The 25,693-nt window shown below is 72.0% G+C and carries 25 protein-coding genes; 14 read left to right on the plus strand and 11 right to left on the minus strand.

Features of this window, described 5'->3' with window-relative positions:
- Window positions 1–79: 79 nt before the first annotated feature.
- Together ACF06X_RS20685 and ACF06X_RS20690 are read right to left on the minus strand one after the other, a co-directional pair.
- Entirely contained in the window at window positions 80–373 is a 294-nt protein-coding gene (locus ACF06X_RS20685) for an MTH1187 family thiamine-binding protein (protein WP_351223179.1), read from the minus strand.
- On the minus strand, window positions 370–714 hold the full coding sequence (locus ACF06X_RS20690; RefSeq protein WP_392288717.1) for a DUF3817 domain-containing protein: 345 nt from the start codon (window positions 712–714) through the stop codon (window positions 370–372). The genes ACF06X_RS20685 and ACF06X_RS20690 overlap by 4 nt, the downstream gene beginning before the upstream one ends.
- Window positions 715–830: 116 nt before the next feature.
- Between ACF06X_RS20690 and ACF06X_RS20695 the strand changes: the two genes are divergently transcribed.
- The 4 genes from ACF06X_RS20695 (at window position 831) to ACF06X_RS20710 (ending at window position 3,498) form a co-directional block, all read left to right on the plus strand.
- Window positions 831–1,469 (plus strand): AIM24 family protein, encoded by a 639-nt coding sequence (locus ACF06X_RS20695; RefSeq protein WP_392288718.1) that lies wholly within the window; start codon window positions 831–833, stop codon window positions 1,467–1,469.
- Window positions 1,469–2,119 (plus strand): AIM24 family protein, encoded by a 651-nt coding sequence (locus tag ACF06X_RS20700; protein WP_392288719.1) that lies wholly within the window; start codon window positions 1,469–1,471, stop codon window positions 2,117–2,119. Before ACF06X_RS20695 ends, ACF06X_RS20700 begins: the two co-directional genes overlap by 1 nt.
- The gene (locus tag ACF06X_RS20705; RefSeq protein ID WP_392288720.1) at window positions 2,116–2,901 is read left to right on the plus strand and encodes an AIM24 family protein; all 786 of its coding nucleotides are present in this window, start codon (window positions 2,116–2,118) and stop codon (window positions 2,899–2,901) included. Before ACF06X_RS20700 ends, ACF06X_RS20705 begins: the two co-directional genes overlap by 4 nt.
- Window positions 2,902–3,021: 120 nt before the next feature.
- Window positions 3,022–3,498 carry a MarR family winged helix-turn-helix transcriptional regulator gene (locus ACF06X_RS20710; RefSeq protein WP_392288721.1) on the plus strand — a complete coding sequence of 159 codons (477 nt, stop codon included), beginning with the start codon at window positions 3,022–3,024 and terminating at the stop codon, window positions 3,496–3,498.
- 47 nt (window positions 3,499–3,545) lie between these two features.
- Here ACF06X_RS20710 and ACF06X_RS20715 read toward each other — a convergent pair whose 3' ends face one another.
- Both ACF06X_RS20715 and ACF06X_RS20720 read right to left on the minus strand, forming a co-directional pair.
- Window positions 3,546–4,970 carry a sensor histidine kinase gene (locus ACF06X_RS20715; protein WP_392288722.1) on the minus strand — a complete coding sequence of 475 codons (1,425 nt, stop codon included), beginning with the start codon at window positions 4,968–4,970 and terminating at the stop codon, window positions 3,546–3,548.
- Window positions 4,967–5,632 (minus strand): response regulator transcription factor, encoded by a 666-nt coding sequence (locus ACF06X_RS20720; RefSeq protein ID WP_392288723.1) that lies wholly within the window; start codon window positions 5,630–5,632, stop codon window positions 4,967–4,969. The genes ACF06X_RS20715 and ACF06X_RS20720 overlap by 4 nt, the downstream gene beginning before the upstream one ends.
- A gap of 115 nt (window positions 5,633–5,747) precedes the next feature.
- Between ACF06X_RS20720 and ACF06X_RS20725 the strand changes: the two genes are divergently transcribed.
- Window positions 5,748–6,191: a PepSY domain-containing protein gene (locus tag ACF06X_RS20725; protein WP_392288724.1), complete on the plus strand. Its 444-nt coding sequence runs from the start codon at window positions 5,748–5,750 to the stop codon at window positions 6,189–6,191.
- Between the two features lie 53 nt (window positions 6,192–6,244).
- Here ACF06X_RS20725 and meaB read toward each other — a convergent pair whose 3' ends face one another.
- Both meaB and ACF06X_RS20735 read right to left on the minus strand, forming a co-directional pair.
- Complete coding sequence (gene meaB, locus ACF06X_RS20730) at window positions 6,245–7,201, minus strand: methylmalonyl Co-A mutase-associated GTPase MeaB (protein ID WP_392288725.1); 957 nt, start codon at window positions 7,199–7,201, stop codon at window positions 6,245–6,247.
- A gap of 24 nt (window positions 7,202–7,225) precedes the next feature.
- Window positions 7,226–8,434, minus strand: coding sequence for an acetyl-CoA C-acetyltransferase (locus ACF06X_RS20735; RefSeq protein ID WP_392288726.1), 1,209 nt, complete (start codon window positions 8,432–8,434; stop codon window positions 7,226–7,228).
- A 137-nt stretch (window positions 8,435–8,571) separates the two neighbouring features.
- Between ACF06X_RS20735 and mce the strand changes: the two genes are divergently transcribed.
- The 7 genes from mce to ACF06X_RS20770 all read left to right on the plus strand — a co-directional run bounded on the left by mce (window position 8,572) and on the right by ACF06X_RS20770 (window position 18,404).
- Window positions 8,572–9,009, plus strand: a complete 438-nt coding sequence (gene mce / locus ACF06X_RS20740) for a methylmalonyl-CoA epimerase (protein WP_392288727.1) — start codon at window positions 8,572–8,574, stop codon at window positions 9,007–9,009.
- Between the two features lie 203 nt (window positions 9,010–9,212).
- Entirely contained in the window at window positions 9,213–13,472 is a 4,260-nt protein-coding gene (gene scy, locus ACF06X_RS20745) for a polarized growth protein Scy (RefSeq protein WP_392288728.1), read from the plus strand.
- A gap of 114 nt (window positions 13,473–13,586) precedes the next feature.
- A complete protein-coding gene (locus ACF06X_RS20750; RefSeq protein ID WP_392288729.1) occupies window positions 13,587–14,525 on the plus strand; it encodes a cellulose-binding protein in 939 nt (312 codons plus the stop codon).
- Between the two features lie 68 nt (window positions 14,526–14,593).
- On the plus strand, window positions 14,594–15,559 hold the full coding sequence (locus ACF06X_RS20755; protein ID WP_392288730.1) for an ABC transporter ATP-binding protein: 966 nt from the start codon (window positions 14,594–14,596) through the stop codon (window positions 15,557–15,559).
- Window positions 15,560–15,562: 3 nt separating this feature from the next.
- Complete coding sequence (locus ACF06X_RS20760) at window positions 15,563–16,342, plus strand: ABC transporter permease (protein ID WP_392288731.1); 780 nt, start codon at window positions 15,563–15,565, stop codon at window positions 16,340–16,342.
- Window positions 16,343–16,488: 146 nt separating this feature from the next.
- A complete protein-coding gene (locus tag ACF06X_RS20765; RefSeq protein ID WP_392288732.1) occupies window positions 16,489–17,589 on the plus strand; it encodes an ABC transporter ATP-binding protein in 1,101 nt (366 codons plus the stop codon).
- Window positions 17,586–18,404, plus strand: a complete 819-nt coding sequence (locus tag ACF06X_RS20770; protein ID WP_392288733.1) for an ABC transporter permease subunit — start codon at window positions 17,586–17,588, stop codon at window positions 18,402–18,404. The genes ACF06X_RS20765 and ACF06X_RS20770 overlap by 4 nt, the downstream gene beginning before the upstream one ends.
- A gap of 38 nt (window positions 18,405–18,442) precedes the next feature.
- On the opposite strand, the gene ACF06X_RS20775 is transcribed toward ACF06X_RS20770, so the two are convergent.
- On the minus strand, window positions 18,443–18,769 hold the full coding sequence (locus ACF06X_RS20775) for an ATP/GTP-binding protein (RefSeq protein ID WP_392288734.1): 327 nt from the start codon (window positions 18,767–18,769) through the stop codon (window positions 18,443–18,445).
- A 200-nt stretch (window positions 18,770–18,969) separates the two neighbouring features.
- Here ACF06X_RS20775 and ACF06X_RS20780 point away from each other — a divergent pair, with 200 nt between their 5' ends.
- Window positions 18,970–20,004, plus strand: coding sequence for an LLM class flavin-dependent oxidoreductase (locus tag ACF06X_RS20780; RefSeq protein WP_392288735.1), 1,035 nt, complete (start codon window positions 18,970–18,972; stop codon window positions 20,002–20,004).
- Between the two features lie 168 nt (window positions 20,005–20,172).
- Here ACF06X_RS20780 and ACF06X_RS20785 read toward each other — a convergent pair whose 3' ends face one another.
- A complete protein-coding gene (locus ACF06X_RS20785) occupies window positions 20,173–20,565 on the minus strand; it encodes an SCO5389 family protein (RefSeq protein WP_017236120.1) in 393 nt (130 codons plus the stop codon).
- 228 nt (window positions 20,566–20,793) lie between these two features.
- Between ACF06X_RS20785 and nucS the strand changes: the two genes are divergently transcribed.
- Entirely contained in the window at window positions 20,794–21,465 is a 672-nt protein-coding gene (gene nucS / locus ACF06X_RS20790) for an endonuclease NucS (protein ID WP_392288736.1), read from the plus strand.
- Window positions 21,466–21,551: 86 nt separating this feature from the next.
- On the opposite strand, the gene ACF06X_RS20795 is transcribed toward nucS, so the two are convergent.
- The 3 genes from ACF06X_RS20795 to ACF06X_RS20805 form a co-directional block, all read right to left on the minus strand.
- On the minus strand, window positions 21,552–24,167 hold the full coding sequence (locus ACF06X_RS20795; protein ID WP_392288737.1) for an ATP-binding protein: 2,616 nt from the start codon (window positions 24,165–24,167) through the stop codon (window positions 21,552–21,554).
- Window positions 24,168–24,388: 221 nt separating this feature from the next.
- Window positions 24,389–24,712 carry an STAS domain-containing protein gene (locus tag ACF06X_RS20800; RefSeq protein ID WP_024761898.1) on the minus strand — a complete coding sequence of 108 codons (324 nt, stop codon included), beginning with the start codon at window positions 24,710–24,712 and terminating at the stop codon, window positions 24,389–24,391.
- 125 nt (window positions 24,713–24,837) lie between these two features.
- Window positions 24,838–25,686 carry a 3-hydroxyacyl-CoA dehydrogenase family protein gene (locus tag ACF06X_RS20805; protein ID WP_392288738.1) on the minus strand — a complete coding sequence of 283 codons (849 nt, stop codon included), beginning with the start codon at window positions 25,684–25,686 and terminating at the stop codon, window positions 24,838–24,840.
- Window positions 25,687–25,693: the final 7 nt, after the last annotated feature.

A 25,693-nucleotide genomic window follows, 5' to 3' on the forward strand; every position in this document is an offset into this window, starting at 1 on the left:
GGCGGGGCGGGCGGGCACGACGAAACCCCCGGCCGATCGGGCCGGGGGCTCACACAGACGTACGTACGACGCCAGGGCGCTAGGCGGAGAGGTGGCGCTCCACGGTCTCGACCTTCGAGGTCAGTCCGTCGGTCACCCCGGGCCGGATGTCGGCCTTGAGGACGAGCGAGACGCGCGGGGCCCGTGCCTCCACGGCGGCGACGGCGCGCTTGACCACGTCCATCACCTCGTCCCACTCCCCCTCGACGGAGGTGAACATCGCGTCCGTACGGTTCGGCAGCCCGGACTCGCGTACGACCCGGACCGCGTCGGCGACGTACTCACCGACGTCCTCGCCGACGCCGAGCGGGGTGACCGAGAAGGCGACGATCACGCGTTCACCGCGCCCTCGCGGCGGGCGCGGGAGGCGACGACGGCGTCCTGGGCCTCGCGCTTGAGCTTGCGCTCGGCGAAGAAGCCGCCGAGGGGCAGCACGGAGAGCACGAAGTAGAGCGCCGCCGTCTTGAAGTTCCACTTGGTGCGGTTCCAGGCGTCCAGCCAGAAGAGCACGTAGAGGATGAAGAGGATGCCGTGGATCGCGCCCATCACCGGTACCGCGTTGAAGTCAGTGGTGCGCTTGAGCACCGAGCAGACCAGCAGCAGAAGGAACGAGACGGCCTCCGGCGCGGAGACGAGCCGGAGCCGGTGGAGGGAGGAGGCGGTCTTGATGTCCACGGGGTCACCTTCGGTGGGAGGGGCCGGTGATCTTGTGAATGGATGCACAAGCGTCGGCCCCATTGTGGCACCCGACTTTGCAGTCCCTTTATCCGGGGGCCCCGTAACCTCGCTCCGTGGCTACGTTCCGACTCCAAGGCAGCAAAGTGCTCGCCGTCGACATGACAGGCGACTGGGTCAAGGCGAAAAACGGCTCCATGGTCGCCTATGACGGCCAGATGGCCTTCAAGAAGATGTCCGGTGGCGGCGAGGGCCTGCGCGGGATGGTCACCCGCCGGCTCACCGGCGAGCAGATGGAGATGATGGAGGTGAGGGGGCAGGGGACCTGCTGGTTCGCCGACCGCGCCTCCGAGATCAACCTCGTCTCCCTGCACGGCGACAAGCTCTACGTCGAGGCGAGCAACCTGCTCTGCGCCGACGCGGGGCTGCGCACCGGGACCACCTTCACGGGCCTGCGCGGCGGAGCGACCGGCAACGGCCTCTTCACGACGACCCTCGAGGGCACCGGCCAGGCGGCGCTCATGTCCGACGGCCCGGCGGTGGTGCTGCGCGTGACCCCGCAGTACCCGCTCTCCGTCGACCCCGGCGCGTACATCGCCCACCAGGGCAACCTCCAGCAGTCCTTCCAGTCCGGTGTGACCTTCCGCACCTTCCTGGGCGAGGGCGGCGGCGAGGCCTTCCAGATCCGCTTCGAGGGCGACGGGCTCGTGTACGTGCAGCCGAGCGAGCGGAACACGATCGGGGGCGATGTCTGATGCCGTTCCGTGAGATCAACTCGAAGATGGTCGAGGCCGCGGTCGTCCCCGGGCAGCGCATGTTCAGCCAGCGGGGCGCGATGCTCGCGTACCGCGGCGACGTCACTTTCACGCCGAACATGGCCGGCGGCCAGGGCGGTGTGATGTCGATGATCGGCCGCCGGGTGGCGGGCGAGGCGACGCCGCTGATGACGGTCGAGGGCAACGGCACGGTGATGTTCGGGCACGGCGGCCACCACATCCAGGTGATCCAGCTGACCGGCGACACCCTCTACGTCGAGGCCGACCGGCTGCTCGCCTTCGACGGCACCCTGGAGCAGGGCACGATGTTCATGGGCTCCCAGGGCGGCGTCATGGGCATGGTGCGCGGCCAGGTGACGGGCCAGGGGCTCTTCACCACCACGCTCAAGGGCCACGGCGCGGTCGCGGTCATGGCACACGGCGGGGTGATCGAGCTGCCGATCACTCCCGGGCGCGCGGTCCATGTGGACCCGCAGGCGTACGTCGCCCATCACGGGGACGTACGGAACAAGCTCTCCACGGCGCTGGGCTGGCGCGACATGGTGGGGCGCGGCTCGGGCGAGGCGTTCCAGCTGGAGCTGAGCGGCAGCGGTGCGGTGTACGTCCAGGCGTCGGAGGAGAAGCTGTGAGCGCCCCGGTGATTCATGACCCGATGACGCTGCCGTCGGACGACAACGTCAATCCGTACACCTTCTGTGTGGAGCTGAAGGGCTCCCAGTGGTTCCTGCAGAAGGGGAAGATGATCGCCTACTACGGGCGGATCGACTTCAACGGCATCGGCCACGGCCGGCTGGACCGGCTGGTCCGTACGTCCTTCCACTCACCGCTGCACGCGAGCGACTGGGTGGTGGCGGAGGGCAGCGGCAAGATGCTGCTGGCGGACCGGGCCTTCGACGTGAACTCGTTCGACCTGGACGAGGGCAATCTGACGATCCGTTCGGGCAACCTGCTGGCCTACCAGCCGACGCTGGCCCTGAAGCAGTCGATCGTGCCGGGCTTCGTGACGCTGCTCGGCACGGGCAAGTTCGTGGCGGCCTCGAACGGCCCGGTGGTCTTCATGGAGCCGCCGCTGCGGGTGGACCCGCAGGCGCTGGTGGGCTGGGCGGACTGTCCCTCCCCGTGCCACCACTACGACCACGGCTACATGACGGGCGTCATGGGCGGCGTGCGGGCCCTGACGGGGATCGGCGGCACCTCGGGCGAGGAGCACCAGTTCGAGTTCGTGGGCGCCGGCACGGTCCTGCTCCAGTCGACGGAACTGCTGATGCAGGACCGCGCGATCGGCGGCCCGCCGCCCCAGGCGGGCGTCCCGGGCACCCATGGACCGTCGAGTTCCGGCCATGGCCAACAGGGCTCCGTACCGCGCCTTCCCGGACAGCTGGGGGACCTGCAGCGTCGCTTCGGTCTGTGAGCGGTAGTCTGCGGAGTGTGATTCCTCGAACGTCTGCACCCGTACGTCGGGGCCCCGGGTGCCAGGTGTCACACTTCCCTTAGTTCGTCCAGTATTCAACTTCTTAGGTAGAATCCATATATGGAGACCGAGACGGCCACCCCCTGGCTCACCGACGCCGAGCAGTGTGCGTGGCGCACATACCTGGATGTCAACAGGATGCTGACGTACCAGCTGGAGAAGGACCTCCAGCCCTTCGGCCTGACCATCAACGACTACGAGATCCTGGTGAACCTCTCGGAGTCGGCCGAGCGGCGGCTGCGCATGAGCGATCTGGCGGCGGCGACGCTGCAGTCGAAGAGCCGGCTCTCGCACCAGATCACCCGCATGGAGAACGCGGGCCTGGTGCGCCGTGAGAACTGCGAGTCCGACCGTCGGGGGCTGTACGCCGTCCTGACGGACCACGGCATGGACACCATGCGCAAGGTGGCTCCGCATCATGTGGAGTCGGTGCGCAAGCACTTCATCGACCAGTTGAGCCCCGAGGCGCTCGGCGACCTCCACACCTCCCTGAGGCCGGTCGCCGACCAGCTCAGAGGCCGACGGGGCAAGCCGTAGGGGCAGCCACCCGCGGCGCCCGCGGGTCACTCCGCGGCGCCCGCGGGTCACCCGTCCAGCGGCAACCGCAGGACGAAGCGCGCGCCCCCTGACGGCGCGTCGGTCACGGTCAGGTCCCCGCCGTGGCGGCGGGCCACGTCCCGGGCGATCGCCAGACCGAGGCCCGCACCGCCCTCGTCGCGCGTGCGGGCGTCGTCGAGGCGGACGAACCGTTCGAAGACGCGCTCGCGTTCGGCGGCGGGAACGCCCTCGCCGTCGTCCGTGACCGCCAGCACCGCCCACGCGCCTTCCGCGCGCACCGTCACCGTGATCCGGCTACGGGCGTGGCGCTGGGCGTTGTCCAGGAGGTTGGCGAGCACCCTGGCCAGCTGCCCCCGCGAGCCCGGCGCCTCGACACCCTCCTCGGCCTCCACCCGGACGCCGATCCTGTCCCCCGTACGCCCCGCCACCTCGGCGCGCACCAGCTCCCCGAGATCCAGCCGCGCCCGCCCCGGCCGCTCCCCCGCGTCCAGGCGGGCGAGCAGCAGGAGATCGGCGGCGAGCTGCTGGAGCCGCACCGTGTCCTCGACCGCGCCGGAGACATCCAGGAGCTCCGGATGCGCGGCGCCCACCTCCAGCTGCGTACGGAGGCTGGCGATGGGGCTGCGCAGCTCGTGCGAGGCGTCCGCGACGAACCGCCGCTGCCGCTCCACGGACGCCTCCAGGGCGGACAGCGTCTCGTTCGTGGTCCGGGCGAGCCGCGCGACCTCGTCACCCGTCGGGGGTTCGGGTACGCGACGGCTCAGGTCCTCGGAGGCCGTGATGGCGGCCATCTCACGGCGGATGGCCTCGACGGGCCGCAGGGCGCGCCGGGTCACCAGCCAGGTCACGCCGCCCACCACGGCCAGCAGTACGGGCAGCCCGACCAGCATGGACACGGACGCGGTGCGCACCGCGTCCTGCTGCGCCGCCAGCGACGTGCCCGCGTACACCCGGACCGTCTCGTCGTCCTGGGGGTTGGTGACCTCCACCTCGGCGAACCGGTACGCGGCGCTCTTCCCGTCCACCGTCGCCCGGCCTTCGCCATGCCAGGTGACGACACCGGAATCTCCAGCCCCCCGATCATCGTCGTCGTCAGCGTCGTCCCGGCCGGCCCCGGGACTCGCGACCGGGGTGACACCGGGCACGCCGGTGCCGCTGATCGCCGTCAGCCCCTCGCTCACCGCCAGCACCCGGCCCTCCCCGTCGACGACCTGGACCGGATGGTCCTCCCCGTCCGGCAGGTCCAGGGCGGTGTACGGCGTGCCCGCCGCGACCTGCGACGCGACCTGCCGGGCGACACCATCCGCCTCCGCGTCCGCCCGGCCGGCGAGGTTGCCGCGGAGCGACAGCAGTACGGCGATCCCGGCGGCGATCAGGGCCAGGGCGACCACCAGGGTCGCACCGAGGGTGGCCCTCGCCCGGACCGAGGCGAACGGCCGGCGGCGGCTCATCGTGCCTCCAGCCGGTACCCGGCGCCGCGCACGGTCCTGATCAGCGCGGCGCCGAGCTTGCGGCGGAGCGTGCTGACGTACACCTCGACGATGTTCGGGTCGCCGTCGTAGGCGAAGTCCCAGACGTGCTCCAGGATCTCGGCCTTGGACACCACCGTGCCGGGGCGCACCGCCAACTGCTCCAGGACCGCGAACTCCTTGGCGGTGAGGGGGATCTCCTCCTCGCCGCGGTGCACCCGGCGGGCCCCGGTGTCCACCCGCAGCTCGCCGAGGACCAGCACGGGCGCCACCCCGGCGCCGGAGCGCCGGCGCCGCAGCAGCGCCTTGATCCGGGCCACCAGGACCACGTACGAGAACGGCTTGGTGAGGTAGTCGTCGGCGCCCGTGTCCAGGCCCTCGGCCTCGTCGTACTCGCCGTCCTTGGCGGTCAACATCAGGATCGGCACCTCGTCGCCGGCGGCGCGCAGCGCGGCGCAGACCCGGTAGCCGTTCATGCCGGGCAGCATGATGTCGAGCACGACCAGGTCGTACGCCGTCTCGCTCGCCCGGTGCAGGCCCTCGAGGCCGTCGTGGACGACGTCCACGACGTAGCCCTCCGCCGTCAGGCCCTTGGCCAGGGACAGGGCGAGCCGCTTCTCGTCCTCCACGATCAACAACCGCATGGGCCCCAGGTTCGCAAATCCCACCTGAAGACGGCTTCAGGTTGCTTCAGCGTGGCTTCAGCTTCCGTTCCGCACAGTGGTCCGCGTCGAACGAACCACCGGTTGGAGGACCCTCATGAAGCGCAAGCGCAACATCGTCATCGCCACCGTCGCGGCGGCCGCCGTGGTCTGCGGCGGGACAGCGGCCGCCTTCGCGGACGCCGACGGCGGCCGTGACGATCGGGACGCCCAGGCACAGGTACGGCAGGCGAAGGTGACCGCGACTCAGGCGATCGACGCGGCGCTGAAGGCCCAGCCCGGCACGGTCGTCTCCGCGGACCTCGACATGGACGACACCGACGACGACCGCGACCGCGACCGCGACGACCGCGGCTGGGAGGTCGACATCCTGGGCCAGGGCACCACGTCGTACACCGTCCACGTGGACGCGACCACGGGCAAGGTCCTCGGCACCGAGACCGACAAGGACGACGCCCAGGACAAGGCCCAGGACAAGAAGGACGACGCCGCCGCCGACAGCGACAACGACAACGACAGCGGCGACAGCGCCGACGACTGACGCGCCGAGGGCCCGGTGCGCGTGCAGCGCACCGGGCCCCGTCCGCCGTTCCGTCAGTTGCCCGTCAGGCTCGCGATCAGTTCGTCCGAAGCCGCGTACGGGTCCAGCTCGCCCGCCACGATGCGCTCCGCCAGCGCGTCCAGGCGGCGGTCGCCGTGGAGGTCGCCGATGCGCTCGCGCAGGGCCGTGACCGCGATCGTCTCGACCTCGCGGGCCGAGCGCGAGCGGCGGCGCTCCGCGAGGACCCCGTGCTCCTCCATCCAGGCGCGGTGCTTCTCCAGCGCCTCGACGACCTCGTCGATGCCCTCGCCCCGCGCCGCGACCGTCTTGACGATCGGCGGCCGCCAGTCGCCCGGGCCGCGTGCCTCGCCGAGCCCCAGCATGTGGTTCAGCTCGCGGGCCGTCGCGTCCGCGCCGTCCCGGTCCGCCTTGTTGACCACGTACACGTCGCCGATCTCCAGGATGCCCGCCTTCGCGGCCTGGATACCGTCGCCCATGCCCGGGGCGAGCAGGACGACCGACGTGTCCGCCTGGGACGCGATCTCCACCTCCGACTGGCCGACGCCGACCGTCTCGACGAGGATCACGTCGCAGCCGGCCGCGTCCAGGACGCGGATCGCCTGCGGGGCCGCCCAGGCGAGGCCGCCCAGGTGGCCGCGGGTCGCCATCGAGCGGATGTAGACGCCCGGGTCGGAGGCGTGCTCCGACATCCGGACCCGGTCGCCGAGCAGCGCTCCGCCGCTGAACGGGGACGAGGGGTCGACGGCGAGGACGCCGACCCGCTTGCCCGCCCGGCGGTACGCGGCGACGAGCGCGGACGTCGACGTGGACTTGCCCACGCCCGGCGAGCCCGTCAGGCCCACCACGTACGCCCCGCCGGTCAGCGGCGCGAGCACCGCCATCACCTCGCGCAGCTGTGGGGACGCCCCCTCCACCAGTGAGATCAGCCGGGCCACGGCGCGCGGCCGGCCCTCCCGTGCCTGGGCGACCAGATCGGGGACGTCCACCATTGACGATGCTCCTTAAGGACGGAACTACTTGCCGTTGCCGGGGACGCGAACGATCAGGGCGTCACCCTGGCCGCCACCGCCGCACAGCGCCGCCGCGCCGACACCGCCGCCGCGCCGCTTGAGCTCGAGGGCGAGGTGCAGCACCACACGGGCGCCCGACATGCCGATGGGGTGGCCGAGCGCGATCGCGCCACCGTTGACGTTCACCTTTTCCGGGGTAACGCCCAGGTCCTTCATTGACTGCACGGCGACCGCCGCGAAGGCCTCGTTGATCTCGATGAGGTCGAGGTCCTCGACGCTCAGGCCCTCCTTCTTGAGGGCGTGGGCGATCGCGTTGGACGGCTGCGACTGCAGCGAGTTGTCCGGTCCCGCCACGTTGCCGTGGGCGCCGATCTCGGCGATCCACTCCAGGCCGAGCTCCTCGGCCTTCGCCTTGCTCATCACGACCACGGCGGCGGCGCCGTCGGAGATCTGCGAGGAGGTGCCGGCGGTGATGGTGCCGTCCTTGGCGAAGGCGGCGCGCAGCTTGCCGAGGGACTCGACGGTGGTCTCTCCGCGGATGCCCTCGTCCTTGGCGAAGACGACCGGGTCGCCCTTGCGCTGCGGGATCTCGACCGGGGTGATCTCGGCCTCGAAGACGCCGTTCTTCTGGGCGGCGGCGGCGCGCTGGTGCGACAGGGCGGCGAACTCGTCCTGCTCGGGGCGCTGGATGCCGAGGCGGGTGTTGTGCTTCTCGGTGGACTCGCCCATGGCGATGTTCTCGAAGGCGTCGGTCAGGCCGTCGTACGCCATCGCGTCGAGCATCTCGATGGCGCCGTACTTGTAGCCCTCGCGGGACTTCGGCAGCAGGTGCGGGGCGTTGGTCATCGACTCCTGGCCGCCGGCGACGACGATGTCGAACTCGCCGGCGCGGATCAGCTGGTCGGCCAGTGCGATGGCGTCGAGGCCGGAGAGGCACACCTTGTTGATGGTGAGGGCCGGGACGTTCATCGGGATGCCGGCCTTGACGGCGGCCTGGCGGGCCGGGATCTGGCCGGCGCCCGCCTGGAGCACCTGCCCCATGATCACGTACTGCACCTGGTCGCCGCCGATGCCGGCCCGGTCGAGCGCGGCCTTGATGGCGAAGCCGCCGAGGTCGGCACCGGAGAAGGACTTGAGGGAGCCGAGCAGCCGTCCCATGGGCGTGCGGGCGCCCGCGACGATCACTGAAGTGGTACCGGTCGTTCCAGACATGAGGCACAGCCCCTTGAGATGAGGAGTGAACGAGGGTTTACGTTCAATGTACTGAGCGGTACCGCGCGGGGTCACCGGGCAGCCGGTGTGACGGCGCGCACGTTGCGTAACCACCTCCCTGGCGCTGCACTGGGACCATGCTGACGCGAATCGACCACATCGGGATCGCCTGTTTCGACCTCGACAAGACTGTCGAGTTCTACCGTGCGACCTACGGTTTCGAGGTGTTCCACTCCGAGGTGAACGAGGAGCAGGGCGTCCGCGAGGCCATGCTCAAGATCAACGACACCTCGGACGGCGGCGCCTCCTACCTCCAGCTGCTCGAGCCCACCCGCGAGGACTCCGCGGTGGGCAAGTGGCTGGCCAAGAACGGCGAGGGCGTGCACCACATCGCCTTCGGGACCGCCGATGTCGACGGCGACGCCGCGGACATCCGTTCCAAGGGCGTACGGGTCCTGTACGACGAGCCGCGGATCGGCTCGATGGGCTCCCGTATCACCTTCCTCCACCCCAAGGACTGCCACGGCGTCCTGACCGAACTCGTCACCTCCGCCGAGCCGTCGGGGGACCACTGAGCCGTCCGCTCCCGGGCGGAGCACTGACCTCCGGATTCCCGGCCCGGTAGAGTGGGCGGCTCCGGGCCGGGGCCGGTCGGTGCCGCATGCCATGCGGCGTCGAAGTCGGGGTATCCGATCTGCCACCATTCCCCGGGGGGCCCGTTCGCCGGGGAACGGATCTCATTGGAGTGTTGCGACCAGGGGACGGATGGGACCGCGCAGTGCGGGGCTACGAACGCCAGGAGAGCCACCGAGCTGAAGACGACCATCTTTCGCGGTTCGAAGCCGAGATGGACCGGCTGAAGACCGAGCGGGAGAAGGCCGTCCAGCACGCCGAGGACCTCGGTTACCAGGTCGAGGTCTTGCGCGCCAAGCTCCACGAGGCGCGCCGCACGATCGCATCCCGGCCGGCGTACGACAGCGCGGACATCGGCTACCAGGCCGAACAGCTGCTGCGGAACGCCCAGATCCAGGCCGACCAGCTGCGCCAGGACGCCGAGCGCGAGCTGCGCGAGGCCCGCGCCCAGACCCAGCGGATCCTGCAGGAGCATGCCGAGCACCAGGCGCGGCTCCAGGCGGAGCTGCACGCGGAGGCGGTCCAGCGCCGTCAGCGCCTGGACCAGGAGCTGGCCGAGCGCCGTCAGACCGTCGAGGCGCACGTCAACGAGAACGTCGCCTGGGCGGAGCAGTTGCGCGCCCGTACGGAGTCCCAGGCCCGCCGCCTGATGGAGGAGTCCCGCGCCGAGGCCGAGCAGGCGCTGGCCGCCGCGCGCGCCGAGGCCACCCGGCTGGCCGAGGAGACGCGGCAGCGCGTCGGCTCGGAGGCGGAAGCCGCCCGTGCCGAGGCCGAAGCGATTCTGCTGCGCGCCCGCAGGGACGCCGAACGGCTCCTGAACGCCGCGTCCACGCAGGCGCAGGAGGCCACCAGCCACGCCGAGCAGCTCCGTACGGCGACCACCGCCGAGACCGACCAGGCCCGCCGGCAGGCCACCGAGCTGTCCCGCGCCGCCGAGCAGCGGATGCAGGAGGCCGAGGTCCGGCTGCGCGAGGCGCGGGCGGAGGCCGAGAAGGCGCTCGCCGAGGCGAAGGAGGCGGCGGCCAGGCAGCTGTCGTCGGCGGAGTCGGTCAACGAGCAGCGCACGCGGACGGCGAAGGCGGAGATCGCCCGGCTCGTCGGTGAGGCGACCAAGGAGGCCGAGGCCCTCAAGGCGGAGGCCGAGGAGAAGCTGCGCGAGGCGAGCGCCGAGGCCGAGAAGCTGGTCTCGGAGGCGGCCGAGAAGGCCCGTACCGTCGCCGCGGAGGACTCCGCCGCCGCCCTCGCGAAGGCGGCCCGTACCGCCGAGGAGATCCTCACCAAGGCGTCCGAGGACGCGCAGGCGACCACCCGCAAGGCCTCCGAGGAGGCCGAGCGGATCCGCCGCGAGGCGGAGGCCGAGGCCGACCGGCTGCGCAACCGTGCCGAGGAGCAGGCCGACGAGCTGCTCGGCTCGGCGAAGGACGACACCAAGGAGTACCGCGCCAAGACGGTCGAGCTGCAGGAGGAGGCGCGCCGGCTGCGCGGCGAGGCCGAGCAGCTGCGGGCCGAGGCGATCGCCGAGGGCGAGAAGATCCGCGGCGAGGCCCGGCGCGAGGCCGTCCAGCAGATCGAGGAGGCGGCCCGTACCGCCGAGGAGCTGCTGACCAAGGCCCGTACCGACGCCGACGAGCTGCGCGCGGGCGCGGGCGCCGAGAGCGAGCGGGTCCGTGCCGAGGCGATGGAGCGGGCACAGACGCTGCGCACCCAGGCCGAGGAGACGCTGGAGCGCACCCGCGCCGAGGCGGAGCGGATGCGGGCCGAGGCCGAGGAGCAGGCCGAGTCCGTCAAGGAGGCCGCCCGGAAGGCCGCGGCCGAGCTGCGCGAGGACGCCGAGCGGGCGGCGGCCGCGCGGTCCGCGGAGGCGGCCGAGGAGCTGACCCGGCTGCACACCGAGGCCGAGTCGCGGGTGGAGAGCGCCGGCCGGGAGCTGGCCGAGGCCCGCACCGAGAGCGAGCGCATCCGGCGCGAGGCCGCCGAGGAGACGGAGCGGCTGCGCACGGAGGCCGCCGAGCGGATCCGTACGCTCCAGACGCAGGCCGAGCAGGAGGCCGAGCGGCTGCGCACGGAGGCCGCGTCGGACGCGTCCACCGCGCGGGCCGAGGCCGAGGCCGCGGCCGTACGGCTGCGCACGGAGGCGGCGACGGAGGCCGAGCGGCTGAAGTCGGAGGCGCAGGACAGCGCCGACCGGGTCCGTGCCGAGGCCGCGGCCGCCGCCGAGCGGGTCGCCGCGGAGGCGGCGGAGGCGCTGGCCGCCGCGCAGGAGGAGGCCAACCGGCGGCGCCGGGAGGCCGAGGAGACGCTTCAGTCGGCCCGCTCCGAGGCCGGCCGGGAGCGCGAGCACGCCCGCGAGCAGTCCGAGGAGCTGCTCGCCTCCGCCCGCAAGCGGGTGGAGGAGGCGCAGGCCGAGGCCCAGCGCCTGGTCGAGGAGGCGGACCGGCGGGCCACGGAGATGGTGTCCGCCGCCGAACAGACCGCGCAGGAGGTACGGGACTCGGTCGCCGGGCTGCGCGAGCAGGCCGACGAGGAGATCGCGGGGCTGCGCAGCGCCGCCGAGCACGCGGCGGAGCGCACCAGGACCGAGGCGCAGGAGGAGGCGGACCGGGTCCGCGCCGACGCGTACGAGGAGCGGGAGCGGGCGGCCGAGGACGCGGGCCGCACACGGCAGCGCGCCCAGGAGGAGTCGGAGGCGGCGAAGGCGCTGGCCGAGCGGACGGTCGCGGACGCGATCTCCGAGTCGGAGAAACTGCGCACGGACACCGCCGAGTACGCCCAGCGGCTGCGGACGGAGGCGACGGACTCGCTCGCCGCGGCCGAGCAGGACGCGGCCCGCACCCGTGCCGACGCCCGTGAGGACGCCAACCGGATCCGTTCCGAGGCCGCGGCCCAGGCGGACGCGCTGGTGGGCGAGGCGCGCGCGGAGGCGGAGCGGATCACGGCCGAGGTGGAGCGGCTGCTCACCGAGGCGGAGCAGGTCAAGGCGGAGGGTGTCGCCGAGGCCGAGGCGCTGCGGGCGGCCGCCCGCGCCGACGGCGAGCAGGTCCTGGACGAGGCCCGCAAGGCGGCGGACAAGCGCCGTTCGGACGCGGCCGAGCAGGCGGACCAGCTCATCGGCGAGGCGACGAGCGAGGCGGAGCGGATCACCGCCGAGGCGGCGGAGCTGCTTGAGACGACGGAGCAGGACGCGCTGCGGCTGCGGACCGAGGCCGAGCAGGTCAAGCGGGACGGCGAGGCGCACGCCGAGGCGCTGCGCAACGCGGCGCTGGCCGACAGCGAGCAGGTCCTGGACGAGGCCCGCAAGGCGGCGGACAAGCGTCGCTCGGACGCGGCCGAGCAGGCGGACCAGCTCATCGGCGAGGCGACGCGGGAGGCCGAGCGGATCACCGCCGAGGCGGCGGAGCTGGCCGAGTCGTTGACGAGCGAGGCGACGCAGCAGGCGGAGCGGACGGTCGGGCGGGCCTCGGACGAGGCGGAGCGGCTGCGCGCGGAGGCGGCGGAGACGGTCGGCGCGGCCCAGCAGGCCGCGGAGCGGATCCGGGCCGAGTCGGAGCGGGTACGGGCGGACGCGGAGGCGGCGGCGGAGCAGATGCGCGCCGAGGCGCGTGCCGAGGCCGACCGTACGCTCGACGAGGCGCGCGAGGCCGGTGCCAAGCGCCGCTCGGACGCGGCCGAGCAGGCGGACCAGCTGATGGCGAAGGCCCAGGAGGAGGCGCTGCGCGCCACCACCGAGGCGGAGTCGCAGGCGGACACGATGGTGGGCGCGGCCCGTCAGGAGGCCGAGCGGATCGTCGCCGAGGCGACCGTCGAGGGCAATTCGCTGGTGGAGAAGGCGCGTACCGACGCGGACGAGCTCCTGGTGGGCGCGCGCAGCGACGCGACGGCCATAAGGGAGCGGGCCGAGGAGCTCCGCGCCCGGATCGAGGGCGAGATCGAGGAGCTGCACGAGCGGGCGCGGCGTGAGACGGCCGAGCAGATGAAGACGGCGGGGGAGCGCGTCGACAAGCTGGTCAAGGCCGCGACCGAGCAGCGTGCGGAGGCCGAGGAGAAGGCCAAGGAGATGCTCTCGGAGGCGAGTTCGGAGGCGAGCAAGGTCCGGATCGCCGCGGTGAAGAAGGCCGAGGCGCTCCTGAAGGAGGCCGAGCAGAAGAAGGCGTCCCTCATCGCCGAGGCCGAGAAGATCAAGGCGGAGGCCGAGCGCGAGTCCGAGAAGATGATCTCCGAGGGCAAGCGGGAACTGGATGTGCTGGTACGCCGTCGGGAGGACATCAATGCCGAGATCTCCCGTGTCCAGGACGTTCTCGAAGCGTTGGAGTCTTTCGAGGCTCCGTCCGCGGGTACGAAGGACGGGGTGAAGGCGGGCGCTTCGGCGGGGACTACACGTTCGAGTGGCAAGTCTTCCGATGGCTAGCCACTCAAAAGGCTGGACATTCTCCAGATCAAACGGACATCCGCTCGATGACACGCCGCTTCGGCCCCTAGGATTCCCCCTAACACCTCACCGGTCTCATTCGACAGGAACCCCATGAGCGACACTTCCTCCCCCTTCGGCTTCGAGCTCGTGCGGCGTGGTTACGACCGCGGTCAGGTGGACGACCGCATTACCAAGCTCGTCGCCGACCGTGACAGTGCTCTGGCCCGAATCACCTCTCTGGAAAAGCGCATCGAGGAGCTCCACCTCGAGACGCAGAACGCCCAGGCCCAGGTCAGCGACGCCGAGCCGTCGTACGCCGGTCTCGGCGCGCGCGTCGAGAAGATCCTCCGCCTCGCCGAGGAGGAGGCGAAGGACCTGCGCGAGGAGGCCCGTCGCGCCGCCGAGCAGCACCGTGAGCTGGCCGAGTCGGCCGCCCAGCAGGTGCGCAACGACGCCGAGTCGTTCGCGGCGGAGCGCAAGGCGAAGGCCGAGGACGAGGGCGTCCGGATCGTCGAGAAGGCGCAGGGCGAGGCCAACTCGCTGCGCGCCGAGGCGCAGAAGGACGCGCAGTCCAAGCGTGAGGAGGCGGACGCCCTCTTCGAGGAGACCCGCGCGAAGGCCGCCCAGGCCGCCGCGGACTTCGAGACCAACCTGGCCAAGCGCCGCGAGCAGTCGGAGCGCGACCTGGCCTCGCGTCAGGCCAAGGCCGAGAAGCGCCTCGCGGAGATCGAGCACCGCGCGGAGCAGCTCCGCCTGGAGGCCGAGAAGCTGCGTACGGACGCGGAGCGCCGGGCGCGCCAGACCGTGGAGACGGCGCAGCGCCAGGCCGAGGACATCGTGGCCGACGCGAACGCCAAGGCCGACCGGATCCGCTCGGAATCGGAGCGCGAGCTGGCGGCGCTGACGAACCGTCGCGACTCGATCAACGCCCAGCTGACCAACGTCCGCGAGATGCTGGCCACGCTGACCGGTGCCGCGGTCGCGGCGGCCGGCTCCCCGATCGACGACGAGCCGGCCCCCCGCGGCGTCCCGGCCCAGCAGACGCGGTAAGAAGTTCGGCCAAAGGCCCTCCGTCATTCCGGTGGCGGGGGGTTTTTCGCGCCCGTAGGTTGGTACGCATGATCGAGCTCGAGGGCCTCACCAAGCGCTTCGGTACGAAGACGGCGGTCGACCATCTCTCCTTCCAGGTCCGGCCGGGCGTGGTCACCGGCTTCCTCGGGCCCAACGGGGCCGGGAAGTCGACGACCATGCGCATGATGCTCGACCTGGACAACCCGACGAGCGGCACGGTCCGGATCGACGGCAGGCACTACCGCGAGCTGCGGGAGCCGCTGAAGTACATCGGGGCGCTGCTCGACGCCAAGGCGATGCACGGCGGCCGCTCCGCGTACAACAACCTGCTCTGCCTCGCCCAGTCCAACCGCATTCCGGCGAGCCGGGTCGGCGAGGTCCTCGATCTGGTCGGCCTGACGGCGGTCGCGCGGAAGAAGTCGAAGGGCTTCTCCCTGGGCATGGGGCAACGCCTGGGAATCGCTTCGGCGCTCCTCGGTGATCCCGAGATCCTGATGTTCGACGAACCCGTCAATGGTCTGGACCCCGAGGGAATTCACTGGATCCGCAATCTGATGAAGGCGCTCGCGGCCGAGGGCCGGACGATCTTCGTTTCCAGTCATCTGATGAGTGAAATGGCCCTGACGGCTGATCACCTCATCGTGATCGGCCAGGGAAAGCTGCTGGCGGACACGTCCATGGCGGATTTCATCCAGCAGAATTCGCGGAGTTACGTACGGCTCCGCTCGCCCCAGCGGGAGCAGCTTCTCGACGTCCTCCACGCCAATGGTTTCACCCCCGTCGAGGTGGGCGGCGGCACGCTGGAGGTGGACGGGGCGACCACCGAGAAGCTCGGTGAACTGGCCGCGGAGAACGGCTTGGTGCTGCACGAACTGAGTGCGCAGCGCGCCTCCTTGGAGGAGGCGTTCATGCGGATGACGGCCGGCGCGGTGGAGTACCACGCGCACGGCACGGACGTCCACGCGGCGTCCGCAGCCGGCCCCCGGTGGGGCGACACGACCAAGGGAGCCTGAACGATGGCAGCGGTATCCGCGGTTCTCCAGTCGGAGTGGACCAAGATCCGGACGGTCTCCTCGACGATCTGGACCCTGGCGAGCGCGCTGCTCGTGACGGTGGCGATGGGCGCGGCGCTGTGCGCGCTGCTGAGTTCCACGTTCGACGATCTCAGCGAGGTGGAGCGGGCGACGTTCGACCCGACCTTCGTCAGCTTCTCCGGAATGGTGCTCGGCCAGCTGGCGATGGTGGTCTTCGGGGTCCTCGTGGTCGGCACCGAGTACTCCTCCGGCATGATCCGTACCTCGCTCGCGGCCGTTCCGCAGCGCGCCACCTTCCTCTTCTCCAAGATCGCGGTGGCCGGGGTGCTCGCCCTCGTGGTGGGTCTCGCGACGAGCTTCCTGTCGTTCTTCCTGGGGCAGGCGCTGCTCGGCGAGCACCGCACCTCGCTCGGCGCGGACAACGTCCTGCGGGCGGTGGTCGGCGGCGGGCTCTACATGGGTCTGATCGCGATCTTCTCCATGGGCGTGGCGGCGATGCTGCGCTCCTCGATGCTCTCCCTCGGCATCTTGGTGCCGTTCTTCTTCCTGGTCTCGCAGATCCTGGCGGCGGTCCCGAAGGCCAAGGAGGTGGCCCGGTACTTCCCCGACCAGGCCGGGTCCAAGATCATGCAGGTCGTTCCCGACGCGCTGAACTCCGAGCGGGCTCCGTACGGCCCGTGGGGCGGGCTCGGGATCATGCTGATCTGGGTGGCGGCCTCGCTCCTCGGCGGGTACCTGGTCCTGAAGCGGCGGGACGCGTAGCCGGGCGGCCCTGGCGGGTGTCGTTCATCTTTCATGCTTCGCGGGAACCGTCAACGGCTCGATAAGCTCCTAGCTCATACGGGGGGCTCCGGCCGGCTCGGCCTCGGCCCCGACGACGACCTGACCTGTCGATGGGGCTCTGGAGAATGATCGAGGCAGTCGGCCTGACGAAGCGCTACGGCGCCAAGACGGCCGTGTACAACCTTTCCTTCCACGTGCGGCCCGGGACCGTCACCGGTTTCCTCGGGCCCAACGGCTCCGGCAAGTCGACGACCATGCGCATGATCCTCGGTCTCGACCGGCCGACCTCCGGACATGTCACGATCGGCGGCCACCCCTTCCGGCAGCTGCCGAACGCGCCCCGCCAGGTCGGTGCGCTGCTCGACGCCAAGGCGGTGCACGGCGGCCGCAGCGCCCGCAGCCATCTGCTGTCGCTCGCCCAGCTCGCCGGCATCCCGGCGCAGCGGGTCGACGAGGTCCTCGGGGTCGTCGGCCTCCAGGACGTCGCCAAGCGCCGCTCCAAGGGCTTCTCGCTCGGCATGGGGCAGCGCCTGGGCATCGCGGCGGCGCTGCTCGGCGACCCGCAGGTGCTGCTCTTCGACGAGCCGGTCAACGGCCTCGACCCCGAGGGCATCCTCTGGGTCCGGAACCTGATGAAGAAGCTCGCGGCCGAGGGCCGGACCGTCTTCGTCTCCAGCCACCTCATGAGCGAGATGGCGCTGACCGCCGACCATCTGATCGTGATCGGCCGCGGCCAGCTGCTCGCCGACATGAGCGTCACCGACTTCATCTCGGCGAACTCCGCGGACTTCGCGCGGGTGCGGACCCCGCAGACGGAGCCGCAGCAGCGGGAGAAGCTGACGGCCGTCCTCACCGAGGCCGGCGGCCGGGTGATGTCCGAGCCGGACGGGGCGCTGCGGGTGACCGGCCTGCCGCTCCCCCGGATCAGCGATCTGGCGCACGACGCGGACGTACGGCTCTGGGAGCTGTCGCCGCACCAGGCGTCGCTGGAGGAGGCGTACATGCGGATGACGCAGGGCGCCGTGGACTACCGCTCCACCGAGGACCAGCTGGCCCATCTCCAGCAGCCGCAGCCGCACCAGGCGGGGTACGGAACGCCGCCGCCGCAGCCGGTGGTCCCCGACGTGCCGCAGCAGGGCTGGTACGCCCCGCCGCCGCCCGGACAGAACCCGTACGCCGCGCAAGCGCAGAGCGAGCCCGTCCAGAAGCCCGAGGATCCCCGATGACCACCCCCACCCCCTACTCGTACGTCTCCCCCATTCCGGTCCGCAAGGCCCACCTCGGTGACGCGCTCGCGTCGGAGTGGACGAAGATCCGTTCCCTGCGCTCCACGATGTGGACGCTGGGCGTGATGGTGCTCCTGATGCTGGGCATCGGGCTGGCCGTGGCCGCGGTGGTGTCCTCGTCGAACGCGTCGACCGAGAACGAGTCGCCGCTGGGGCTGGGCTTCTTCGGTGTGCTGCTCGGCTCCATCTGTGTGATCACGCTCGGGGTGCTCACCATCGCCTCCGAGTACGGCACGGGCATGATCCGCACCACGCTGACCGCCTGCCCGAGCCGGGCGCGGGTCCTGACGGCGAAGGCGATCGTCTTCTTCCTGCTCGTGTTCACGATCACCACGGTCACGGCGACCCTGGTCGCCCTGGCGCAGGTGTCGATGGTGGACAGCGCCGTGGAGCCGACCTCCGGGGAGTGGCTGCGGGCCACGGTCGGCGTCGGTCTCTTCATGGCCGAGCTGGGGCTGCTCGCGCTCGCCGTCGGCGCGGTCGTCCGGCACTCGGCGGGCGCCATCACCATCATGATCGGCGTGCTGCTGCTGCCGCTGGTGGCGGCCATGTTCATGTTCTCGGAGTCGCTGGCCAAGGTGCAGGAGTGGCTCCTGGACTACGCGATCCCGAGCCAGCTCATCGCGCTGTACGCGGGCAGGTCGGCCATGGGGCAGTCGGGGCCCTCGGGCTGGGACCCGGTGTGGATCCTGCTGGTTATCACGGCCGCGGCGGGCGCGGGCGCGTACGCCCTGCTGAACAGCCGGGACGTCTGAGGAAGGCCGGAGCCTCTCTGTCGTACCGGGGCCGGGGCTCAGTATCTCGGCGCGTTACGGGACCGCTGCACCCTGGAGGTGCGGCGGTCCTTCGCGTTCCAGCACGCCTTGTGCCAGTGCCGCCGGTCGTCCACCCCGCCGTACTCCGGCCAGGCCACGACGTGCGGGGCGCCCCCGAGGATCTCCTGGTCGCAGCCGGGGCAGCGGTAGCGCTTGCCGGGGGCGCTGGCGCCGGCCACGTGCCGGACGAGCCACTCCTCGCCCTGCCAGAACTCGGTGCGCTGCGATCCGCCGTACCGGTCGCCCGACGCGGCCTGGGGATCGGGCCTCTCGCCGCCCGGGGGGCGGTTGCGACGCGGGGACACGATTCACCTCACGGGGGCCGGGAACACGAATGGTGCCGACAAGCCTACGGGCCGCGACATGGTGGCCCGCCCCACCCTCCAGGCCGAGTTAGCGGACAATCGCAAGATCTTCGGGATGGGCCGTTGCCTTTGGCACGTGTCAGACGTTGTTGCCGGTACGAGGGGGAGAGAACGCGTCGGCCGCAAGGAGGCAGAAGGCGATGCGCGTAGGCACATTTGTTCTGGCCGCCCAGTTCCCGGGCCAAGGTCAGGGGGAGGCGCTGCACCGAGCGGTGCGGACCGCCGAAGTCGCCGAGGAGTCGGGGCTCGACTCCGTCTGGCTCGCCGAGCACCACTTCGTTCCGTACGGCGTCTGTCCGTCCGCCGTGACCCTGGCGGCGCTGCTGCTCGGCCGCACGCGGCGGCTCCGGGTCGGCACGGCGGTGAGCGTGCTCCCCACGGTCCACCCGGTCGCGCTGGGCGAGCAGGCCGCGCTGCTGCACCTGACCTCCGGAGGCCGGTTCACCCTCGGGGTGGGCAGGGGCGGGCCGTGGGTGGACCTGGAGGTGTTCGGCGCGGGTCTTGAGGCGTACGAGAAAGGCTTCCCCGAATCGCTGGACCTGCTGCTGCGCTGGCTGAGCGAGCCCCGCGTCGCGGCCGAGGGAGAACGATTCGCCTTCCGCGAGGTGGCGGTCGTGCCCCGGCCCGGTGAGCTGATCGGCGGCGCCCCGTCGCCCGAGGTGGTCGTCGCCTGCACCTCGCCGAACAGCGTCCGGCTGGCCGCCGAGCGGGGGCTGCCGATGCTGCTCGGGATGCACTGCGGCGACGAGGACAAGGCCGAGATGGTGGCGGCCTGGCGACGCTTCGCGCGGGAGGCAGGGCACACCCCGGACGAGATCGCCCGGATCAGCGCCGGCCATGTCTCGGCGGGTGTCGCCCAGCTCGCGGACCGGCGGGCGGACGCGGCCGAGGCACTGGTGAAGGCGATGCCCGGCTGGCTGAAGCAGGGTCTTGACGCCCATGTGACCGTGGACGGCCGGCACCGCTCGATGCGGGACCCCGTCGCGTACACGGAGCTGCTCTGCGCTCTGCATCCGGTGGGCACGCCACGGCTCGCGGCGGACCGGCTGGCGGCGACCTCGGAGCGTACGGGCATCACGCGCTTCGCGCTGCTCGCCGAGGGCACGGGCGATCTCGCGGCCACCGAGGAGAACGTACGGCGGCTGGGCGCGGAGGTTCTGCCGCTGCTGGTGTGACCGCTGTGCCCGGGGTGCCCGAGGTGCCTGGTCCGCCTCGTGTGCCCGGGGTGCCTGGTGTGAGGTGTCGTGGCTCATCGTTCGTCGAGGATGAGTGCGGGATGCCGCCGCTCCGACACCTCTCGCATCGTTCGCGTCTCGCACGATGCGGAGCGGCAGCACCATGCCTCAGCAGTCGCGCAGTTCCGGCGACTGATTGAGCAGCTGACCCCGTACGGACGTGAAGCGGGCGAGCCGCTCGTCGACCGCCGGGTCCAGCGGGAACACCGCCACGCGGTGGCAATTCTGGAAGGCCAGACGCACACCGAAGTGCCGCTGCAGCGCACCACGGATCGCATCACTCGCGAGTGCACGCAACAGCTGACCACGTGCCTGCTCGTTCGGCGGCGGCGTCTGGTTGTCGGCGAACTCTCCGCCGTCGACCTTCAGCTGAGCCACCAGAGAACTGATCATCTCCCATGCGTAGGGCAGGGAGGTCCGGACGCAGTCGACGAAGTCGGCTTCGTCGACCTCGCCTCGCTCGGCCTGTTCCAACAGCGCCGGTGAGACGTCGAGCGACATGGGTTCTCCTCTCGCGACCCCGACGGGCGGGGTCTTACGGGCAGGGATGGAGACCCCCCGTGCGACACGCAGCGTGCACGGACGGCGACCTCCTGCTTCCACGGTAAGCGCGCCGTCCGGAGCGCACCAGGAGATTGGGACCACAACCGGCCAATAACCGACGGGTGTTGGGCGGGCGTTAAGAGCCGAATCGCGCGGAAGAGCGTGTGTCTTGTAGCGTTGCCGACCATGCGTCTCGTCATCGCCCGCTGCTCCGTGGACTACGCCGGCCGGCTCACCGCCCACCTGCCCTCCGCTCCCCGTCTGATCCTGGTCAAGGCAGACGGCAGCGTCTCCATCCACGCCGACGACCGGGCGTACAAACCGCTCAACTGGATGTCCCCGCCGTGCACCCTCAAGGAGGGTGCCGACGGCGAGGCGGGCGTCTGGACCGTGGTCAACAAAGCGGGCGAGAAACTGATCATCACGATGGAGGAGATCCTCCACGACTCCTCGCACGAGCTGGGTGTGGACCCCGGTCTCATCAAGGACGGCGTGGAAGCACACCTCCAGGAGCTGCTCGCCGACCGCATCGAGACACTCGGCGAGGGCCACACGCTGATCCGCCGCGAGTACCCGACGGCGATCGGTCCGGTGGACATCCTGTGCCGGAACGCGGACGGGGCGACGGTCGCCGTGGAGATCAAGCGGCGCGGCGAGATCGACGGCGTGGAGCAGCTCACCCGGTACCTGGAGCTGCTGAACCGCGATCCGCACCTCGCACCGGTGAAGGGCGTCTTCGCCGCACAGGAGATCAAGCCGCAGGCCCGGGTCCTCGCGACGGACCGCGGGATCGAGTGCGTGGTGCTGGACTACGACGCGATGCGCGGTATCGAGGACGACAAGCTGCGGCTGTTCTAGCGGGCGGGCACGGCTTTACGAGTACGAGTACGGGTACGGCAACGGCCCCGGGTGCGGTGAACGCGCCCGGGGCCGTCGCCGTGCTGTCAGGCGGAGGTGCCGGTGGTGGGGTCGCCCGAGGTGGGACCGCTGCTGAGGGTGGCGGAGGCGGAGCTCGGCGGGGCCGTCGACTCGGTGGGGGACGGCGGCGGTGACGACGACGGCGGATCGGAGGGCGTCGGAGACGTCGTGGACGGCTTGGGCGACGACGGCGTCGGCTTCGGCTTCGTCGTCGGGCTCGTCGTCGGGCGCGGCGCCCCCGTCGACGGCGCCGGTCCCCCGGTCGTCGGAGTGCCGGTGGGGGTGGCGTCCGGGGACTGGGAGCCGCCCGGGGCGTTCGTCGCGCCGGTGCCCGGAGTCCTCGCCGAGCCGGAGGGGCCGGGACTGCTCGGGGAGCCGGAGTCCGAGGGACGGGGCGACTCGTCCGCGGCCGGCTCTTCGGCGTCGAAGCCGTCGTCGCCGGCGTCCTCGCTCGCCGTGCGGTCGGAGGTCACCCGGTTGTTCGCCGGGTCCTCCGCGCTGCCGGAGGTGGCCCCGATGGTCACGACGGTGCCGAGGACGGCGGCCAGGAGCACGCCGGTGCCGACCGCGACGAGGTTGCGCCGGGCCCCTGCGACGACGCCGAGGCGGCCGCCCCACGTCGTACCGCCGCTTCCGCTTCCGCTTCCGTTGCCGACCCCGGAGGTGTCGGGCCGGGAGATGAGCGTCGGACCGTCGTCGGCGAAGTCCGGGAACGGGGAGCGAGCGGTGACCGGCGACGCCGAGGCGGCGGCCGGAGGCATGAGCGCGGCCGGGGTGCCACGCGGAGGGGAGAGGGGCTCCTCCTTGCGGAGGAGGGCGGGCGTGCCCCGACCGGGCGTCGGGTCGCCGGGCAGGGCGCCTCCGGTGCGGTCGGCGACCAGGGCGAGGGCGCGGCGGCCGGCGACGGTGCCGCGCTTGTCGGCGAGCGCGCCACGCATGCCGATGGACGCCTCCAGTGCGGCGCGGGCCCGCTCCAGGTTTCCGGAGCAGAGCGCGAGAATGCCCAACTCGTGCTGGAAATAGGCCTCTTCGGCCACCTCTCCGGCGAGGCGGGCGGCCTCCTGTCCGGCGCGCAGGGTGCGCTCCCAGGCGCCCCAGTGCAGTCCGGCGGCGAACGCGGGCGCCGCGCTGCGGGCGAGGAGGACGGCGGTGCCGGGGTGCTCGGCGTCCGGTCCGGGCAGGAGCGCGGTCAGCGTGGCGAGCACGGCGTCGGACTCGGCGACGGCGCGGGCGGGGGTGACGGAGGGGTGTCCGGCCCACCAGGTGTAGTGCTGGGCGACGGTGTGGGCCCGGTCCGCCGCGTCCTCGCCGTAGCCGTGGGCGAGGAGCTGGGTGAGGACGCCGACGGCGAGGCGGTAGCGCGTGCCGACGGGGGTGAGCAGTCCGCAGGCCATGAGTTCGCCGACGGCGGCGTCCGCGTGGGTGTCGCCGACGAGGGCGGGCAGGTGGGCCTGGTGCGGCACCTCGCCGCCGAGGGCGACCGCGAAGCGCAGGGTCTCCTGCGCGGAGCGGCTGAGCCGGGAGGCGAGCAGGGCGGCGGGCGCCGCGCCCTCACCGAGGCTCGGCAGCGGGACCTCGCGCAGGTCGACGTCGGCCGGGTCGGGCGCTGCCCCGGTCGCGGGGGTCGGGGCGGGACCGAAGGCGTCGTCGAGGGCGCCGAAGGCGTCGAACTCGGCGGACGCGGCGAGCTCGGCGGGAGTGGCGTCCTCCTGGGCGCCGAAGGCGTCGAACTCGGCGGGGGTGGCCCGGAGCCGGTCGCGCTGGCGGAGCAGGGCGCCGGCCTGGACGAAGCGCAGCGGCAGGCCCTCGGACTCGAACCAGAGGTCACCGGCCCAGTTGGCCTCGTCCTCGGTGAGCGGCCGGTCGACGGCGTTCGCCAGGAGTTCGAGGGTGGCGGCCCGGCCGAGGCCGGCGAGGGCGATCTCCTCGATGTGGGCGTCGGGCGAGGGGGCCGGGACGTCGGGGCCGGCGGCGAGCAGGAAGGCGCACTCGGGGGCGGCGGTGAGCAGCTCGTCGAGGGTGGCGCCGCCGATCTCCAGGTCGTCGACGACGACGACCGCGCCGATGTCGCGGACCAGCTCCAGGAGTGCCGGGCGGTCGGGACGGTGGTCCGGGGCGTGCTGGACGGTGGCGAAGAGTTCGTACAGCAGCTCGGTGGGCGTGCGGTGGTGGCCGGAGAGGCGGACGACGCCGTCGGGGGCGATGTCCGCGCAGTCGGCGGCGACGGCGTCGAGCAGGGCGGTGCGGCCGGAGCCGGCGGGGCCGGTGACGCGGACGGAGCGGCCGCGGGCGAGGAGCTGGACGAGCCGCTCGTGCTCCTCCTGGCGTTCGACCAGCGGCAGGCGGGGGCTCGCGGGGCCGGGCGGTACGGGCGGGGTGGCCGCGCGGGCCGCCTCGGCCCGCTCCTGGGCGGTGCGGCGGCGCGGCGGCGCGGGCTGCGCTCCGGGCGGGCAGGCCTCGATCTCGCTGCCGTCGACGGGGTTGACGGTGAGCAGCAGATCGCCCGCGACGACGCGGGCGGTGCGCACGCGGGTGGGCGTCGCGGGTCCGCGCTCGGGCGCGGACGCACCGCGTCCCTCGCGGGCGTCGTCGCCCTCGTGGTCGTGGCCGTACTCTTCCGGCCCCCGGTTCATCGGGTCCATGGTCCAAGCCCCCCAAAAGCGGTGCGTGCCGAAATCCCTCCGGCCGATCTGCACGTTCGCTGTCGCTTCTGGTCCGGTGCCCGCCGGGTGGGTCCGTCAATGGGCAGGCGACCGAACCCTAGACCTTCTTCGGGAATCCTGGAACAGCCGGGGTGCCGCCCCGCCCCAGACGTCACGGTCTCGTGAGGATTGGGGCGTGACGCCGGGTTCGCACAGCAGCTTCACACGCGGGGCAGCGACTCCGCCGCGAGGCCGCCCTCGATGGCGAGGATGCGGTGCAGCCGGGTCGCCACGAGGAGGCGCTGCATCTGGGGCGGCACCCCGCGCAGCACCAGCCGGCGGCCGCAGCGGCCGGCCCGGCGGTGTGCGCCCATGATGACCCCGAGACCGGTGGCGTCCCAGGAGTCGAGACCGGTCAGGTCCAGTACGAGGTCGCCGACTCCGTCGTCGACGGCCGAGTGCAGGACCGTGCGGGCGTCCGCCGCGCTGCGAACGTCGAGGCGGCCCCCGACGACCAGCTCGACGTGGTCGCCCCTGATGTGCATATGCGCTCCCCGGGAGTGCTCCGTCTTTGCAACAACTGACTGCCGTCGGCGCAGAAGCGTTGCGCCTTGTAAGCGAACTGATACCGAATTCACCCTGTGGGGTGATGGCGAACGGCCGCAGGGCCTCAGTACTTGTAGAAGCCCTGCCCGCTCTTGCGGCCGATGTCACCGGCGTCAACCATCCGGCGCATCAGCTCCGGCGGCGCGAACTTCTCGTCCTGCGTCTCGGTGTAGATGTTGCCGGTGGCGTTCACCAGGATGTCGATCCCGGTGAGGTCGGCGGTGGCGAGCGGGCCCATGGCGTGGCCGAACCCAAGCTTGCAGGCGATGTCGATGTCCTCGGCGGTCGCCACGCCGGACTCGTGGAGCTTGGCAGCCTCGACGACCAGGGCGGAGATGAGGCGGGTGGTGACGAAGCCTGCCACGTCGCGGTTGACGACAATGCAGGTCTTGCCGACCGACTCGGCGAACTCCCGCGCGGTGGCGAGGGTTTCGTCACTGGTCTTGTAGCCGCGGACCAGCTCGCAGAGCTGCATCATCGGGACCGGCGAGAAGAAGTGGGTGCCGACGACGGCCTCCGGGCGCTCCGTCACCGCGGCGATCTTGGTGATCGGGATGGCGGAGGTGTTGGAGGCGAGCACGGCCCCGTCCTTGGCGACCTTGTCGAGGGAGCGGAAGATCTCGTGCTTCACCTCCAGCTTCTCGAAGACGGCCTCGACGACGATGTCGGCGTCGGCGACGGCGTCGAGTTCGGTGGTGGCGGTGATCCGCCCGAGGGCGGCCTCGGCGTCGGCGGCGTCCAGCTTGCCCTTGGCGACGAAGCGGTCGTACGACGCCTTGATGCCGTCGGTGCCGCGGGTGAGGGCGGCGTCGGTGACGTCACGCAGGACGACCTCCCAGCCCGCCTGGGCCGAGACCTGCGCGATTCCGGACCCCATGAGTCCGGCTCCGATGACGGCGAGCTTCCTGGCCACGTCTTCC

The sequence above is a fragment of the Streptomyces sp. NPDC015346 genome, from assembly GCF_043078785.1.
Taxonomy (GTDB): Bacteria; Actinomycetota; Actinomycetes; order Streptomycetales; family Streptomycetaceae; genus Streptomyces.